The 14,539-nt window shown below is 61.5% G+C and carries 10 protein-coding genes; 9 read left to right on the forward strand and 1 reads right to left on the reverse strand.

What is annotated here, in order from left to right; all coding sequences use genetic code 11:
* Positions 1-298: 298 nt before the first annotated feature.
* The 8 genes from lptF (at position 299) to pdxJ (ending at position 8,677) form a co-directional block, all read left to right on the forward strand.
* Positions 299-1,420 carry an LPS export ABC transporter permease LptF gene (gene lptF / locus HU742_RS04955; protein ID WP_186640883.1) on the forward strand — a complete coding sequence of 374 codons (1,122 nt, stop codon included), beginning with the start codon at positions 299-301 and terminating at the stop codon, positions 1,418-1,420.
* Positions 1,413-2,474 carry an LPS export ABC transporter permease LptG gene (gene lptG, locus HU742_RS04960; RefSeq protein WP_186640885.1) on the forward strand — a complete coding sequence of 354 codons (1,062 nt, stop codon included), beginning with the start codon at positions 1,413-1,415 and terminating at the stop codon, positions 2,472-2,474. The genes lptF and lptG overlap by 8 nt, the downstream gene beginning before the upstream one ends.
* Before the next feature lie 188 nt (positions 2,475-2,662).
* A complete protein-coding gene (gene lepA / locus HU742_RS04965; RefSeq protein WP_186640887.1) occupies positions 2,663-4,462 on the forward strand; it encodes a translation elongation factor 4 in 1,800 nt (599 codons plus the stop codon).
* A 5-nt stretch (positions 4,463-4,467) separates the two neighbouring features.
* A complete protein-coding gene (lepB, locus tag HU742_RS04970; RefSeq protein ID WP_186610936.1) occupies positions 4,468-5,322 on the forward strand; it encodes a signal peptidase I in 855 nt (284 codons plus the stop codon).
* Between the two features lie 184 nt (positions 5,323-5,506).
* Entirely contained in the window at positions 5,507-6,196 is a 690-nt protein-coding gene (gene rnc / locus HU742_RS04975) for a ribonuclease III (protein ID WP_186610935.1), read from the forward strand.
* Positions 6,189-7,091, forward strand: a complete 903-nt coding sequence (gene era / locus HU742_RS04980; protein ID WP_063324534.1) for a GTPase Era — start codon at positions 6,189-6,191, stop codon at positions 7,089-7,091. The genes rnc and era overlap by 8 nt, the downstream gene beginning before the upstream one ends.
* 102 nt (positions 7,092-7,193) lie before the next feature.
* Positions 7,194-7,883, forward strand: coding sequence for a DNA repair protein RecO (gene recO / locus HU742_RS04985; RefSeq protein WP_186640889.1), 690 nt, complete (start codon positions 7,194-7,196; stop codon positions 7,881-7,883).
* 50 nt (positions 7,884-7,933) lie between these two features.
* Positions 7,934-8,677, forward strand: a complete 744-nt coding sequence (pdxJ, locus tag HU742_RS04990) for a pyridoxine 5'-phosphate synthase (RefSeq protein WP_186640891.1) — start codon at positions 7,934-7,936, stop codon at positions 8,675-8,677.
* A gap of 216 nt (positions 8,678-8,893) precedes the next feature.
* On the opposite strand, the gene mltF is transcribed toward pdxJ, so the two are convergent.
* Positions 8,894-10,354: a membrane-bound lytic murein transglycosylase MltF gene (gene mltF / locus HU742_RS04995; RefSeq protein ID WP_186640893.1), complete on the reverse strand. Its 1,461-nt coding sequence runs from the start codon at positions 10,352-10,354 to the stop codon at positions 8,894-8,896.
* Positions 10,355-10,641: 287 nt separating this feature from the next.
* Between mltF and purL the strand changes: the two genes are divergently transcribed.
* Positions 10,642-14,538 carry a phosphoribosylformylglycinamidine synthase gene (purL, locus tag HU742_RS05000; protein WP_186640895.1) on the forward strand — a complete coding sequence of 1,299 codons (3,897 nt, stop codon included), beginning with the start codon at positions 10,642-10,644 and terminating at the stop codon, positions 14,536-14,538.
* Position 14,539 lies beyond the last annotated feature (1 nt).

Raw genomic sequence — 14,539 nt, forward strand, 5'->3', positions numbered from 1 at the left:
TGAATGGTCAAGAGGCAGGCGCCGGGCAGTGGCGCGCTGAACAGCTGTCTTCTATATAAAAGAAGCGCCGGTGCATGCCGGCGACAAAGGCCGCAGTTTGAACCCCGGCGCCCGAGCCTGACAACCCTCGGCGTTGTTAACTTTTTGACGTTGAGGCGTCTGCATTAAAGCGTTCGCAGTGACAGGCGCCTCCAATCACAGGATAATGCGGCTCTTTTTTCGGCGGCTCGCTCGTATGGGCTGGCTCGATACGTGTCTTGTTTGGCCGCCTTAGCCTGACAATCCTGGAGTGTCTGGTTTGATCGTCTTCCGTTATTTATCCCGCGAAGTCCTGTTGACCCTGAGCGCTGTGAGCGCCGTGCTGCTGGTCATCATCATGAGCGGGCGTTTCATCAAGTACCTTGCCCAGGCGGCCTCCGGCGCCCTGGACCCAGGCTCGCTGTTCCTGATCATGGGGTTCCGCCTGCCGGGCTTTCTGCAATTGATCCTGCCGCTGGGGTTGTTCCTCGGCATCCTGCTGGCTTACGGTCGCCTGTACCTGGACAGTGAAATGACCGTGCTGTCGGCCACCGGCATGAGCCAGCAGCGTCTGTTTCGCATCACCCTGTTCCCGGCAACGCTGGTGGCGCTGGTGGTGGCCTGGCTGAGCCTGAGCCTCTCGCCCCAGGGCGCCAATCAGTTCCAGTTGCTGATCAACCAGCAGGACGCCATGACCGAATTCGACACCCTGGTGCCGGGGCGCTTCCAGGCCCTGCGCGACGGGACGCGTGTCACCTACACCGAGCAGCTCTCGGACGACCGGGTCAACCTGGGCGGGGTCTTCATTACGCAAAAGAACCTGTCATCGGATACCAAGAAGGATCGCGGCATCTCCGTACTGGTGGCCGAGAAGGGCCGCCAGGAAATCAACCCTGACGGCAACCGCTACCTGATCCTCGAAAATGGCTACCGCTATGACGGCAAGCCGGGGCAGGCCGACTACCGCGCCATCAAGTACGACACCTATGGCGTGCTGCTGCCCAAGCCCGAGGCCAGCGACGAAGTCACCGACCGTGATGCGATGCCTACGGCCAGCCTGCTGGGCAACGATGACATTCGGGCCCGCACCGAACTGCAGTGGCGCCTGTCGTTGCCATTGTTGGTGTTCATCGTGACGCTCATGGCGGTCCCGCTGTCGCGGGTCAATCCGCGCCAGGGCCGTTTCCTCAAGCTGCTGCCGGCGATTCTTTTGTATATGGCTTACCTGACCATCCTGATTTCCGCCCGCAGCGCCCTGGAGAAAGGCAAGATCCCGCCGGCCCTGGGCCTGTGGTGGGTGCATTCGATCTTCCTCGCCATTGGCCTGGGGTTGCTCTACTGGGAGCCGCTGCGCCTGAAACTGGCCAGTCGTCGCAGCGCGCTGGAGGTGGCCCGTGGTTAAACTCGATCGCTATATCGGCAGTAGCGTATTCATGGCGATCCTCGCTGTCCTGGGGATCATTCTCGGGCTGGCGACCTTGTTTGCCTTCATCGACGAAATGAGCGACGTCAGCGATACGTACACCCTGCTCGATGTCCTGAGCTACGTGTTGCTGACCGCGCCGCGCCGCTTGTACGACATGTTGCCGATGGCCGCGTTGATCGGCTGCTTGATCGGCCTGGGCAGCTTGGCAAGCAACAGCGAGCTGACCATCATGCGCGCCGCTGGCGTGTCCATCGGTCGGATCGTCTGGGCGGTGATGAAGCCGATGCTGGTGCTGATGCTGGTAGGTGTGCTGATCGGTGAATACGTCGCCCCGGCGACAGAGAACACCGCCCAGGCCAACCGTTCCCTGGCCCAGGGCGGCGGTGATGCGCAAAGCGCCAAACACGGCCTCTGGCACCGCCAGGGCGACGAATTCATCCATATCAACTCGGTCCAGCCCAACGGAACGCTGTATGGCGTGACGCGATATCGCTTCGATGACCAGCGTCACATGCTCTCGTCCAGCTTCGCCAAACGCGCAAAATTTACCGAGGATCACTGGCAACTGACGGACGTCACCACCACCCTGTTCCATGACAAACGCACCGAAGTGGTCACTGCCCCTGAGGAGCGTTGGGACGTGGCCCTGAGCCCGCAATTGCTCAGCACCGTGGTGATGGCGCCGGACTCCTTGTCGATTACCGGATTGTGGGGATATATCCACTATCTGGCGGACCAGGGCCTGAACAATGGTCGCTACTGGCTGGCTTTTTGGGTCAAGGTGTTGCAGCCGCTGGTGACTGCTGCCCTGGTACTGATGGCGATTTCCTTCATCTTCGGTCCGCTGCGTTCGGTGACCCTTGGCCAACGGGTATTCACCGGTGTGCTGGTGGGCTTCACCTTCCGCATCGCCCAGGATTTGCTCGGGCCATCGAGCCTGGTGTTCGGTTTCTCGCCGCTGTTCGCGGTGCTGGTGCCGGCCGGTGTCTGCGCGCTGGCCGGCCTCTGGCTGCTGCGCCGGGCCGGTTGACCGGCGCCCTTGTGGCAATGGCGCTTTTGTGGCGAGGGAGCTTGCTCCCGCTGGGTCGCGAAGCGGCCCTTGTTCTTATTCCACAAAAGCTCATCGACAGGCGAGCGTGACGCTTGCTCGATGGATCAGGTACAATTCCCGGCTATTTTTCCGCGGGCCATGCCTGCAGCCTTTTTGAGTGTTGATCCGTGAGTGATTTGAGTCATATCCGCAATTTCTCCATCATCGCCCACATTGACCATGGCAAGTCGACGCTGGCTGATCGGTTCATCCAGATGTGCGGCGGCCTGGCCGAGCGTGAAATGGAAGCCCAGGTCCTGGATTCCATGGACCTGGAGCGTGAACGCGGGATCACCATCAAGGCCCACAGCGTTACCCTCTATTACAAGGCCAAAGACGGCATCACCTACCAGCTCAACTTCATCGACACCCCGGGCCACGTCGACTTCACCTATGAAGTCAGCCGGTCGCTGGCGGCCTGTGAAGGTGCATTGCTCGTGGTCGATGCCGGCCAGGGCGTCGAGGCCCAATCGGTTGCCAACTGCTACACGGCCATCGAGCAGGGTCTTGAGGTCATGCCGGTGCTGAACAAGATCGACCTGCCCCAGGCCGATCCGGACCGGGTAAAGGAAGAGATCGAAAAAATCATCGGCATCGATGCCACCGACGCGGTCACGTGCAGCGCCAAGACCGGCCTGGGCGTGGATGAAGTGCTCGAGCGCCTGGTCGCCACCATTCCCGCGCCGACCGGCAACATCGAAGATCCGCTGCAAGCATTGATCATCGACTCCTGGTTCGACAACTACCTGGGCGTGGTTTCCCTGGTTCGCGTGCGCCATGGCCGCGTGAAGAAGGGCGACAAGATCCTGGTCAAGTCCACTGGCAAGATCCACCTGGTGGACAGCGTCGGTGTCTTCAACCCGAAACACTCCGCCACCGTCGACCTGAAGGCCGGTGAAGTGGGCTTCATCATTGCCGGCATCAAGGACATCCATGGGGCGCCGGTCGGCGACACCCTGACCTTGAGCTCCACTCCCGACGTCGATGTGCTGCCAGGTTTCAAGCGCATCCAGCCGCAGGTCTATGCCGGCCTGTTTCCGGTCAGTTCCGACGACTTCGAGGATTTCCGCGAAGCCCTGCAAAAGCTGACCTTGAACGACTCGTCCCTGCAATACACCCCGGAAAGCTCCGACGCCCTGGGCTTCGGTTTCCGTTGCGGGTTCCTGGGCATGCTGCACATGGAAATCATCCAGGAGCGCCTGGAGCGCGAGTATGACCTGGACCTGATCACCACGGCGCCAACGGTAATCTTCGAGCTGCTGCTCAAGAGCGGCGAGACGATCTACGTCGATAACCCGTCCAAGCTGCCGGACCTGTCGGCCATCGAGGATATGCGCGAGCCGATCGTGCGCGCCAACATCCTTGTGCCTCAGGAGCACCTGGGCAACGTCATTACCCTGTGCATTGAAAAGCGTGGCGTGCAGCACGACATGCTGTTCCTCGGAACGCAAGTCCAGGTGACCTACGACCTGCCGATGAACGAAGTGGTGCTGGACTTCTTCGATCGCCTGAAATCCACCAGCCGCGGCTATGCTTCGCTGGACTATCATTTCGATCGCTACCAATCGGCTAATCTGGTGAAGCTGGATGTGCTGATCAACGGCGAGAAAGTCGATGCCCTGGCATTGATCGTGCACCGTGACAACGCGCACTACAAAGGTCGCGCGTTGACCGAGAAGATGAAGGAACTGATTCCGCGGCAGATGTTCGACGTGGCAATCCAGGCCGCCATTGGCGGGCAGATTGTGGCGCGCACAACCGTCAAGGCGCTCAGAAAGAACGTATTGGCCAAATGCTACGGCGGTGACGTTAGCCGTAAGCGCAAGCTGTTGGAAAAGCAGAAGGCCGGTAAAAAACGCATGAAGCAGGTCGGCAACGTGGAAATTCCACAGGAAGCCTTCCTTGCGGTGCTCAGGTTGGATAGTTAGGTCCTATGTCGCTAAATTTCCCGCTGTTGCTGGTTATCGCCGTGTTCGTCTGCGGTTTGTTGGCGTTGCTTGATCTGTTGTTCCTGGCGCCTCGGCGCCGGGCCGCGATTGCCTCTTATCAGGGCAGCGTCAGCCAGCCTGATGGCGTGGTCATCGAAAAGCTCAACAAGGAACCGCTGCTGGTCGAGTACGGCAAGTCGTTCTTCCCGGTGCTGTTCATCGTGCTCGTGCTGCGCTCGTTCCTGGTGGAACCGTTCCAGATTCCGTCCGGTTCGATGAAGCCGACCCTGGACGTGGGTGATTTCATCCTGGTGAACAAGTTCTCCTATGGAATCCGGCTGCCGGTGATCGACAAGAAGGTCATCGAGATCGGCGACCCGCAACGCGGCGATGTCATGGTGTTTCGCTTCCCGAGCGACCCTAACGTCAACTACATCAAGCGTGTGGTCGGCCTGCCGGGCGACAAGATCCGCTACACCGCCGACAAGCGCCTGTTTGTCAACGGCGAGCTGGTGGCGGAGCAGTTGATCGGTTCCGAACCGGGCACCCTGGGCAGCGCCGAGCTGTACAAGGAAAAACTCGGCGAAGCCGAACACCTGATCCGCAAGGAAATGAGCCGCTACCGCGCCACGCCGGACCATTCGTGGACCGTGCCGGCAGGGCACTATTTCATGATGGGCGACAACCGCGACAACTCCAACGACAGCCGGTATTGGGATGATCCGAACATTCCCAAGGACATGCTGGGCATGGTCCCCGACCGCAATATCGTCGGCAAGGCCTTTGCGGTCTGGATGAGCTGGCCGGAACCCAAACTCAGTCACCTGCCGAATTTCTCGCGGGTTGGCCTGATCAAGTAATCACACACGGCGCTGTTGAACACAGCGCCGAATGCATTTCTGGAGCCTGCACAAGGTTGCCCGAAGGCATGAAGCCAACGATAGTCAGGACGTCATTTTTGAACACAGCGTTAATTGTCCCAAGCCAACGGCGCCTCGCCGCCGTGGCGGTGGAATCCAGCCACGAACTCAGCGTGGGTAAACCGTGAGCGTTTCTCTAAGCCGTCTCGAGCGCCAGCTCGGCTACACTTTCAAGGATCAGGAACTGATGCTCCTGGCCCTCACTCACCGCAGTTTTGCCGGGCGTAACAATGAACGCCTGGAGTTCCTTGGCGATGCCATTCTCAATTTCGTGGCCGGCGAGGCCTTGTTCGAGCGCTTTCCCCTGGCTCGCGAAGGCCAGTTGTCGCGTTTGCGTGCACGATTGGTGAAAGGTGAGACCCTGGCGGTACTCGCCCGCGGTTTCGACCTGGGCGAATACTTGCGCTTGGGCTCGGGTGAATTGAAAAGTGGCGGTTTCCGTCGCGAGTCGATCCTGGCCGACGCCCTGGAGGCATTGATCGGGGCGATTTACCTGGACGCGGGCATGGAAATGGCACGTGAGCGTGTGCTGGCCTGGCTGACTTCCGAGATCGACAGCTTGACGCTGGTGGACACCAACAAGGATCCGAAGACCCGCTTGCAGGAATTCCTGCAATCGCGCAGCTGCGATCTGCCGCGCTACGAAGTGGTGGATATCCAGGGTGAGCCGCATTGCCGAACCTTCTTCGTCGAATGCGAAGTGGTCTTATTGAATGAAAAAAGCCGGGGCCAGGGTGTGAGTCGTCGTATTGCCGAACAGGTAGCGGCCGCCGCAGCACTGATCGCCTTGGGCGTGGAGAATGGCAATGACTGATACAACCGTCACCCGCTGCGGCTATGTTGCCATTGTCGGACGGCCGAACGTGGGCAAGTCCACGTTGCTGAACCACATCCTCGGCCAGAAACTGGCGATCACCTCGCGCAAGCCGCAAACCACTCGCCACAACATGCTCGGCATAAAGACCGAGGGCGCCGTCCAAGCGATCTACGTCGATACGCCCGGCATGCACAAGGGCGGCGAAAAGGCCCTGAACCGTTATATGAACAAGACCGCCTCGGCGGCGTTGAAAGACGTCGACGTGGTGATCTTCGTGGTCGACCGGACCAAGTGGACCGATGAAGACCAGATGGTCCTCGAGCGCGTCCAGTATGTGACCGGCCCTTTGATCGTCGCGCTGAACAAGACCGACCGCATCGAAGACAAAGCCGAGCTGATGCCGCACTTGAGCTGGCTGCAAGAGCAGCTGCCAAACGCCCAGATCATCCCGATTTCCGCCCAGCACGGCCATAACCTTGACGCGCTGGAGCGGGTGATTGCCGAACACTTGCCGGAAAATGATCACTTCTTCCCTGAAGACCAGATCACCGACCGCAGCAGCCGTTTCCTCGCCGCCGAACTGGTGCGCGAGAAAATCATGCGCCAGATGGGCGCCGAGCTCCCGTACCAGATCACGGTCGAGATTGAAGAATTCAAGCAGCAAGGGAAGACCTTGCATATTCATGCCTTGATCCTCGTCGAACGTGACGGCCAGAAGAAAATCATCATTGGCGACAAGGGCGAGCGTATCAAGCGCATCGGCACCGAGGCGCGCAAGGACATGGAGCTGCTGTTCGACTCCAAGATCATGCTCAACCTCTGGGTCAAGGTGAAGGGCGGCTGGTCCGATGACGAGCGTGCTCTGCGCTCATTGGGTTACGGCGACCTTTAACCGACCGGTTCTGTGCGAGCGGGCTCTTGTGGCGAGGGAGCAAGCTCCCTTCGCCACAAGATCTGTTCATCCATTGATATCTAATTGATATTCAGGCCCCCGATGTCCCCCAACCAACCCCTCGCGCAATCCGCCTATGTCCTGCACTCGCGCGCCTACCGCGAAAGCAGCGCCCTGGTGGATTTCCTCACGCCACAAGGGCGGTTGCGGGCGGTGTTGCGTGGGGCGCGGGGCAAGGCCGGGACGCTGGCGCGGCCGTTCGTGCCGCTGGAAGTCGAATTCCGCGGGCGGGGCGAGTTGAAAAACGTCGGGCGCATGGAAAGTAATGGCGTGGCGGCCTGGCTCAACGGCGAGGCGCTGTTCAGTGGCTTGTACCTTAACGAGTTGCTGATTCGCCTGCTGCCGGCCGAAGATCCCCATCCCGCCGTTTTCGACCACTACGCCGCCACGCTGCAAGCCTTGGCCGAGGGTCGCCCGCTGGAACCGCTGCTGCGTTCATTCGAGTGGCGCCTGCTGGACGACCTGGGCTACGGTTTTTCCCTGGACACCGACCTGCACGGCCAGCCCATCGCCGCGGACGGTCTGTACCGCTTGCAAGTGGACGCGGGCCTGGAGCAGGTCTATCAATTGCAGCCCGGCCTGTTCAATGGCGTTGAGTTGCTGGCGATGGCCGAGGCCGACTGGACCGCACCGGGCGCTTTGGCGGCGGCAAAGCGTTTGATGCGCCAAGCCTTGGCGGTTCATTTGGGTGGTCGGCCGCTGGTCAGTCGCGAGCTGTTTCGCAAGCCCTGATCTACCCGTATGCTGTGGGCCGAATCTCTGTCCATTCAGGAGCGCTTTTCGTGAGCACCAGCAATCGCATTCTTCTCGGCGTGAACATCGACCATGTCGCCACCCTGCGCCAGGCCCGTGGTACGCGCTACCCGGATCCGGTCAAGGCCGCATTGGACGCCGAAGAGGCGGGTGCCGACGGCATCACCGTGCATCTGCGCGAAGACCGTCGCCATATCCAGGAGCGCGACGTGCTGCTGCTAAAGGATGTGCTGCAAACCCGCATGAACTTCGAAATGGGCGTGACCGAAGAGATGATGGCGTTCGCCGAGCGCATCCGCCCGGCACATATCTGCCTGGTACCGGAAACGCGCCAGGAACTGACCACCGAAGGCGGCCTGGACGTCGCGGGGCAGGAGTCGCGGATCAGCCTGGCGGTGGAGCGGCTGTCGAAGATCGGTGCCGAAGTCTCGCTGTTCATCGACGCCGACGAGCGGCAGATCGAGGCCTCCAAGCGTGTCGGCGCACCGGCCATCGAGTTGCATACCGGTCGTTATGCCGATGCCGAAACGCCGACGGACGTGGCCGATGAGCTGCAACGGATCGCCGATGGCGTCACCTTTGGCCTGGCCCAAGGGTTGATCGTCAATGCCGGCCATGGCCTGCACTACCATAACGTCGAAGCCGTCGCGGCCATCAAAGGCATCAACGAGCTGAACATCGGCCACGCCTTGGTGGCTCATGCGATGTTTGTCGGGTTCAAGTCGGCTGTGTCTGAAATGAAAGCGCTGATCCTGGCCGCCGCCAAGTCCTGACGGCAGCCACAAAACCTAATGTGGCTGCTCATTTGAGCTTGCAAATTCTATTGTGGCGAGGGGATTTATCCCCGCTGGGGCGCGAAGCGGCCCCAAGACAGGTCAACTCAATCCGCCTGACAAACCGAGGCGTCAGATTTTAGGGCTGCTGCGCAGCCCAGCGGGGATAAATCCCCTCGCCACAGGTTCATCACAGCATCAGGAGTTGTGTACAGCTTATAGCTGCGGGGATTCCTGGTTCGGCTTGCTCTTGTCCACGCCCGGCACGTGCAGGTTGCCTTCGGCCACTTGGTCGCCTTCAAGCTGCGGCTGGGTCACCCAGGTCAGGATGTCGTAGTAGCGGCGGATGTTCGCCACGAAATGCACAGGTTCTCCGCCCCGGGCGTAGCCGTAGCGGGTCTTGCTGTACCACTGTTTCTGGGACAGGCGCGGCAGGATCTTTTTCACATCCAGCCACTTGTTCGGGTTCAGGCCTTCCTTGGCGGCGAGCTTGCGCGCGTCGTCCAGGTGGCCGCTGCCGACGTTATAGGCGGCAAGGGCGAACCAGGTGCGGTCTGGCTCCTCAATGCTCTCGTCCAGTTGCTCCTTCATATAGGCCAGGTACTTGGCACCGCCCATGATGCTTTGCTTCGGATCCAGGCGATTGGACACGCCCATGGCCTGCGCGGTGTTCTGGGTCAGCATCATCAGGCCGCGCACGCCGGTCTTGGAAGTAACCGTCGGTTGCCAGAGCGATTCCTGATAGCCGATCGCCGCCAGCAGCCGCCAATCGACCTTTTCTTTCTTGGCGTAGGCCTTGAAGTGCTGTTCGTATTTGGGCAGGCGTTGCTGCAGATGCTGGGCGAACGTGGTGGCGCCCATGTAGCCGAGGACGTCAACGTGGCCGTAGTAGCGGTCCTTGAGGCGCTGCAGCGTGCCGTTTTTCTGCACCTTGTCCAGGTAGGCGTTGATTTCGTTGAGCAGGCTGTTGTCTTCGCCCGGGCCCACCGCCCAGCTTTGGCTGCGGGCATCGCCCAGGTCAAACGCCACGCGGACGTTGGGGAAGTACACCTGGTTCATCGCCACTTCGTTGGAATCCACCAGGGTCAGGTCGATCTGGCCTTCATCGACCATGCGCAGCAGGTCGACGACTTCAACCGCGTCGGACTCTTCGTATTCGATACCCGGATATTGCTGCTTCAACTGCGCCAGCTGTTCGGCGTGGGAGCTGCCCTTGAGCACCATGATCTTCTTGCCGGCCAGGGCCGACGCGTCGGTAGGGCGGGACTGGCCGTTGCGGTAGATGATCTGGGGGGTGACTTCCAGGTAAGGGTGGGAAAACCGTACCTGTTTCTTGCGCTGTTCGCTGCTGACCAGGCCCGCGGCGGCCAGCACCGGGCCGTTGGGCTTGCCCACCTGGCCGAACAGGTCGTCGAGGTTGTCGGCGGTCTCGATTTTAAGCTCGACCCCCAAATCCTCGGCGAAGCGCTTCACCAGCTCGTATTCGAAGCCGGTTTCACCGTTGCGATCCTGGAAGTAGGTGGCGGGACTGTTACGGGTGACGACCCGCAGCACGCCATCCTCCTTTACGCGCTCCAGTGTGTTGGGTTTCTCAACACAACCACTGAGCACCAGGAAGAGTCCGGTTGCGATCAGCCATCTGGCGTACCGCGGACGCAAAGCCGTTGGGGAAAACATCTGCGCAGTATACGCAAACGGCCTCGACCGCCATATATCGACAGTAAAAGGCCAGTCTGTTAGAGGTTGCAAAACGTGTCCGCAACTCAGGCGGGCCGGCGCGCGACGGGTTTTATGTCGGTAAAAAATAACTCCATGGCGTTATCGCAACAGCGACGCGACCAGGCCGTCTGCGCCACGACCGACGTTCGGCTGGCATTGCATCTACCGTTTCGGATGCCGTCGCCAGCGGTTTAGGCTAGAATGCACGGCCTCAAAGCACACCCCTTCCCGAGGCTGTCCCGAAGATGTTGATCCTGCGCGGCGCTCCTGCCCTTTCTGCCTTTCGCCACAGCAAACTTCTTGAGCAACTGAGCCAGAAAGTACCGGCTGTCAGTGGCTTGTATGCTGAATTCGCTCACTTCGCCGAAGTCACCGGCGGTTTGACCGGCGACGAACAGCAGGTGCTCGCGCGCCTTCTGAAGTACGGTCCCAGTGTTCCCGTCCAGGAGCCGACCGGTCGCCTGTTCCTGGTGTTGCCACGTTTCGGCACCATTTCGCCGTGGTCGAGCAAGGCCAGCGACATCGCCCGCAACTGCGGCCTGGCGAAAATCCAGCGCCTGGAACGCGGCATTGCCTTTTATGTTGCCGGTGAGTTCAGCGAGGCCGAGGCCCAGCTGATCGCCGATGGCCTGCATGACCGCATGACCCAAGTCGTACTGGGCAACCTGGAGCAGGCCGCCGGCCTGTTCAGCCACGCCGAGCCCAAGCCGCTGACCGCCATCGACGTACTGGGCGGCGGCCGTGCCGCGCTGGAAAAAGCCAACGCCGAGCTGGGCCTGGCCCTGGCTGAAGACGAGATCGATTACCTGGTCGACGCTTTCCTGGGCCTGAAGCGCAACCCTCACGACATCGAACTGATGATGTTCGCCCAAGCCAACTCCGAGCACTGCCGCCACAAGATCTTCAACGCCAGTTGGGACATTGACGGCCAGGAGCAGGAAAAAAGCCTGTTCGGCATGATCAAGAACACCTATCAGATGCACAACGAAGGTGTGCTGTCGGCCTACAAGGACAACGCGGCGGTCATCGTCGGCAACGTTGCCGGTCGCTTCTACCCGAACCCCGAGACCCGCCAGTACGGTGCGGTCCAGGAGCCGGTGCACATCCTGATGAAGGTCGAGACCCACAACCACCCGACCGCCATCGCCCCGTTCCCGGGCGCGTCCACCGGTTCCGGTGGCGAGATCCGCGACGAAGGTGCTACCGGTCGCGGCGCCAAGCCCAAGGCCGGGCTGACCGGTTTCACCGTGTCGAACCTGCAGATCCCAGGCTTCGAACAGCCGTGGGAAAAGCCCTACGGCAAGCCTGAGCGTATCGTCACCGCCCTCGACATCATGATCGAAGGTCCCCTGGGCGGGGCTGCGTTCAACAACGAATTCGGCCGTCCAGCCCTGACCGGTTACTTCCGTACCTTCGAACAGTCCATCACCACCCCCCGTGGTGAAGAAGTCCGTGGTTACCACAAGCCGATCATGCTCGCTGGCGGCATGGGCAACATCCGCGCCGAACATGTGCAGAAAGGCGAGATCCTGGTCGGCTCCAAGCTGATCGTCCTCGGCGGCCCGGCCATGTTGATCGGCCTGGGTGGCGGCGCGGCGTCCTCCATGGCCACCGGCACCAGCTCGGCCGACCTGGACTTCGCTTCGGTCCAGCGGGAAAACCCGGAAATGGAACGCCGTTGCCAGGAAGTCATCGACCGTTGCTGGCAGTTGGGTGAGCACAACCCCATCAGCTTCATCCACGACGTCGGCGCGGGCGGCCTGTCCAACGCGTTCCCGGAACTGGTCAACGACGGTGGCCGCGGTGGCCGCTTCGAACTGCGCAACATTCCGAACGACGAGCCGGGCATGGCCCCGCACGAAATCTGGAGCAACGAATCCCAGGAGCGCTACGTCCTGGCGGTCGGCCCGGCCGACTTCGAGCGTTTCCAGGCCATTTGCGAGCGCGAGCGTTGCCCGTTCGCCGTGGTGGGTGAAGCCACCGCCGAGCCGCAACTGACCGTGACCGACAGCCACTTCGGCAACAGCCCGGTGGACATGCCGCTGGAAGTGCTGCTGGGCAAGGCTCCGCGCATGCACCGTTCGGCCGTTCGCGAAGCCGAGCTGGGTGACGATTTCGATCCGTCGACCCTCGACATCGCCGACTCCATCGAGCGCGTGCTGCATCACCCGGCCGTGGCGAGCAAGAGCTTCCTGATCACCATCGGCGACCGCACCATCACCGGCCTTGTGGCCCGCGACCAGATGGTCGGTCCATGGCAAGTGCCGGTGGCCGACGTGGCCGTGACCGCCACCAGCTTCGACGTCTACACCGGCGAAGCCATGGCCATGGGCGAGCGCACGCCGCTGGCGCTGCTGGACGCCCCGGCGTCGGGCCGCATGGCGATCGGCGAAACCCTGACCAACATCGCGGCCTCGCGCATCGGCAAGATTTCCGATATCAAGCTGTCGGCCAACTGGATGTCCGCCGCCGGTCATCCGGGTGAAGACGCCCGCCTGTACGACACCGTCAAGGCGGTCGGCATGGAACTGTGCCCCGAGCTGGGCATCACCATTCCGGTGGGCAAGGACTCCATGTCCATGGCCACGCGCTGGAACGACGAAGGCGTGGACAAGAGCGTGACCTCGCCGCTGTCGCTGATCGTGACCGGTTTCGCTCCCGTCACCGATATCCGCCAGACCCTGACCCCGCAACTGCGCATGGACAAGGGCACCACCGACCTGATCCTGATCGACCTGGGCCGTGGCCAGAACCGCATGGGCGCCTCGATCCTGGCCCAGGTGCATGGCAAGCTCGGCTCGCAAGCGCCGGACGTCGATGATGCCGAAGACCTGAAAGCCTTTTTCGCGGTGATCCAGGGCCTCAACGCCGACGGTCACTTGCTGGCCTACCACGACCGTTCCGACGGCGGTTTGCTGACCACCGTGGTGGAAATGGCCTTCGCCGGTCACTGTGGCTTGAACCTGACCCTGGACAGCGTCGCCGAATCCGCCGCCGAGATCCCGGCGATCCTGTTCAACGAAGAGTTGGGTGCGGTGATCCAGGTTCGCCAGGACGCCACCCCGGACATCCTCGCCCAGTTCAGCGCCGCTGGCCTGGCTGAGTGCGTCTCGGTGATTGGCCAGCCGATCAACAACGCCCACATCAACATCACCTTCAACGGCGACACGGTCTTTGAAGGCCAGCGTCGCGTGTTGCAGCGCCAGTGGGCCGAGACCAGCTACCAGATCCAGCGCCTGCGCGACAACGCCGACTGCGCCGAACAGGAATTCGACGCGCTGCTGGAAGAAGACAATCCGGGCTTGAGCGCCAAGCTCAGCTACGACGTCAACGAAAACGTCGCCGCGCCCTACATCAAGAAAGGCATTCGCCCACAAGTCGCGGTCCTGCGTGAGCAGGGCGTCAACGGCCAGGTGGAGATGGCGGCCGCGTTCGACCGCGCCGGTTTCAACGCGATCGACGTGCACATGAGCGACATCCTCGCCGGTCGTGTCGACCTGAACGACTTCAAGGGCATGGTCGCGTGCGGCGGTTTCTCCTACGGCGACGTGCTGGGTGCCGGTGAAGGCTGGGCCAAGTCGGCGCTGTTCAACAGCCGCGCTCGCGATGCATTCCAAGGCTTCTTCGAGCGCACCGACAGCTTCACCCTCGGCGTGTGCAACGGTTGCCAGATGATGTCCAACCTGCACGAGCTGATTCCGGGCAGCGAGTTCTGGCCGCACTTCGTGCGTAACCGTTCCGAGCAGTTCGAGGCGCGTGTGGCGATGGTCCAGGTGCAAGAATCGAACTCGATCTTCCTGCAGGGCATGGCCGGTTCGCGCATGCCGATCGCCATCGCCCACGGCGAAGGCCACGCGGAATTCGAAAGCGAAGAAGCCTTGCTCGAAGCCGACCTGTCCGGTTGTGTGTCGCTGCGTTTCGTCGACAACCACGGCAAGGTCACCGAAACCTACCCGGCCAACCCGAACGGCTCGCCGCGCGGGATCACCGGCCTGACCAGCCGCGACGGCCGCGTCACGATCATGATGCCGCACCCGGAGCGGGTGTTCCGTGCGGTGCAGAACTCGTGGCGTTCGGACGACTGGAACGAAGACGCGCCATGGATGCGCATGTTCCGCAACGCGCGCGTCTGGGTGAACTAAG

The organism is Pseudomonas marvdashtae (genome assembly GCF_014268655.2).
GTDB lineage: Bacteria > Pseudomonadota > Gammaproteobacteria > Pseudomonadales > Pseudomonadaceae > Aquipseudomonas > Aquipseudomonas marvdashtae.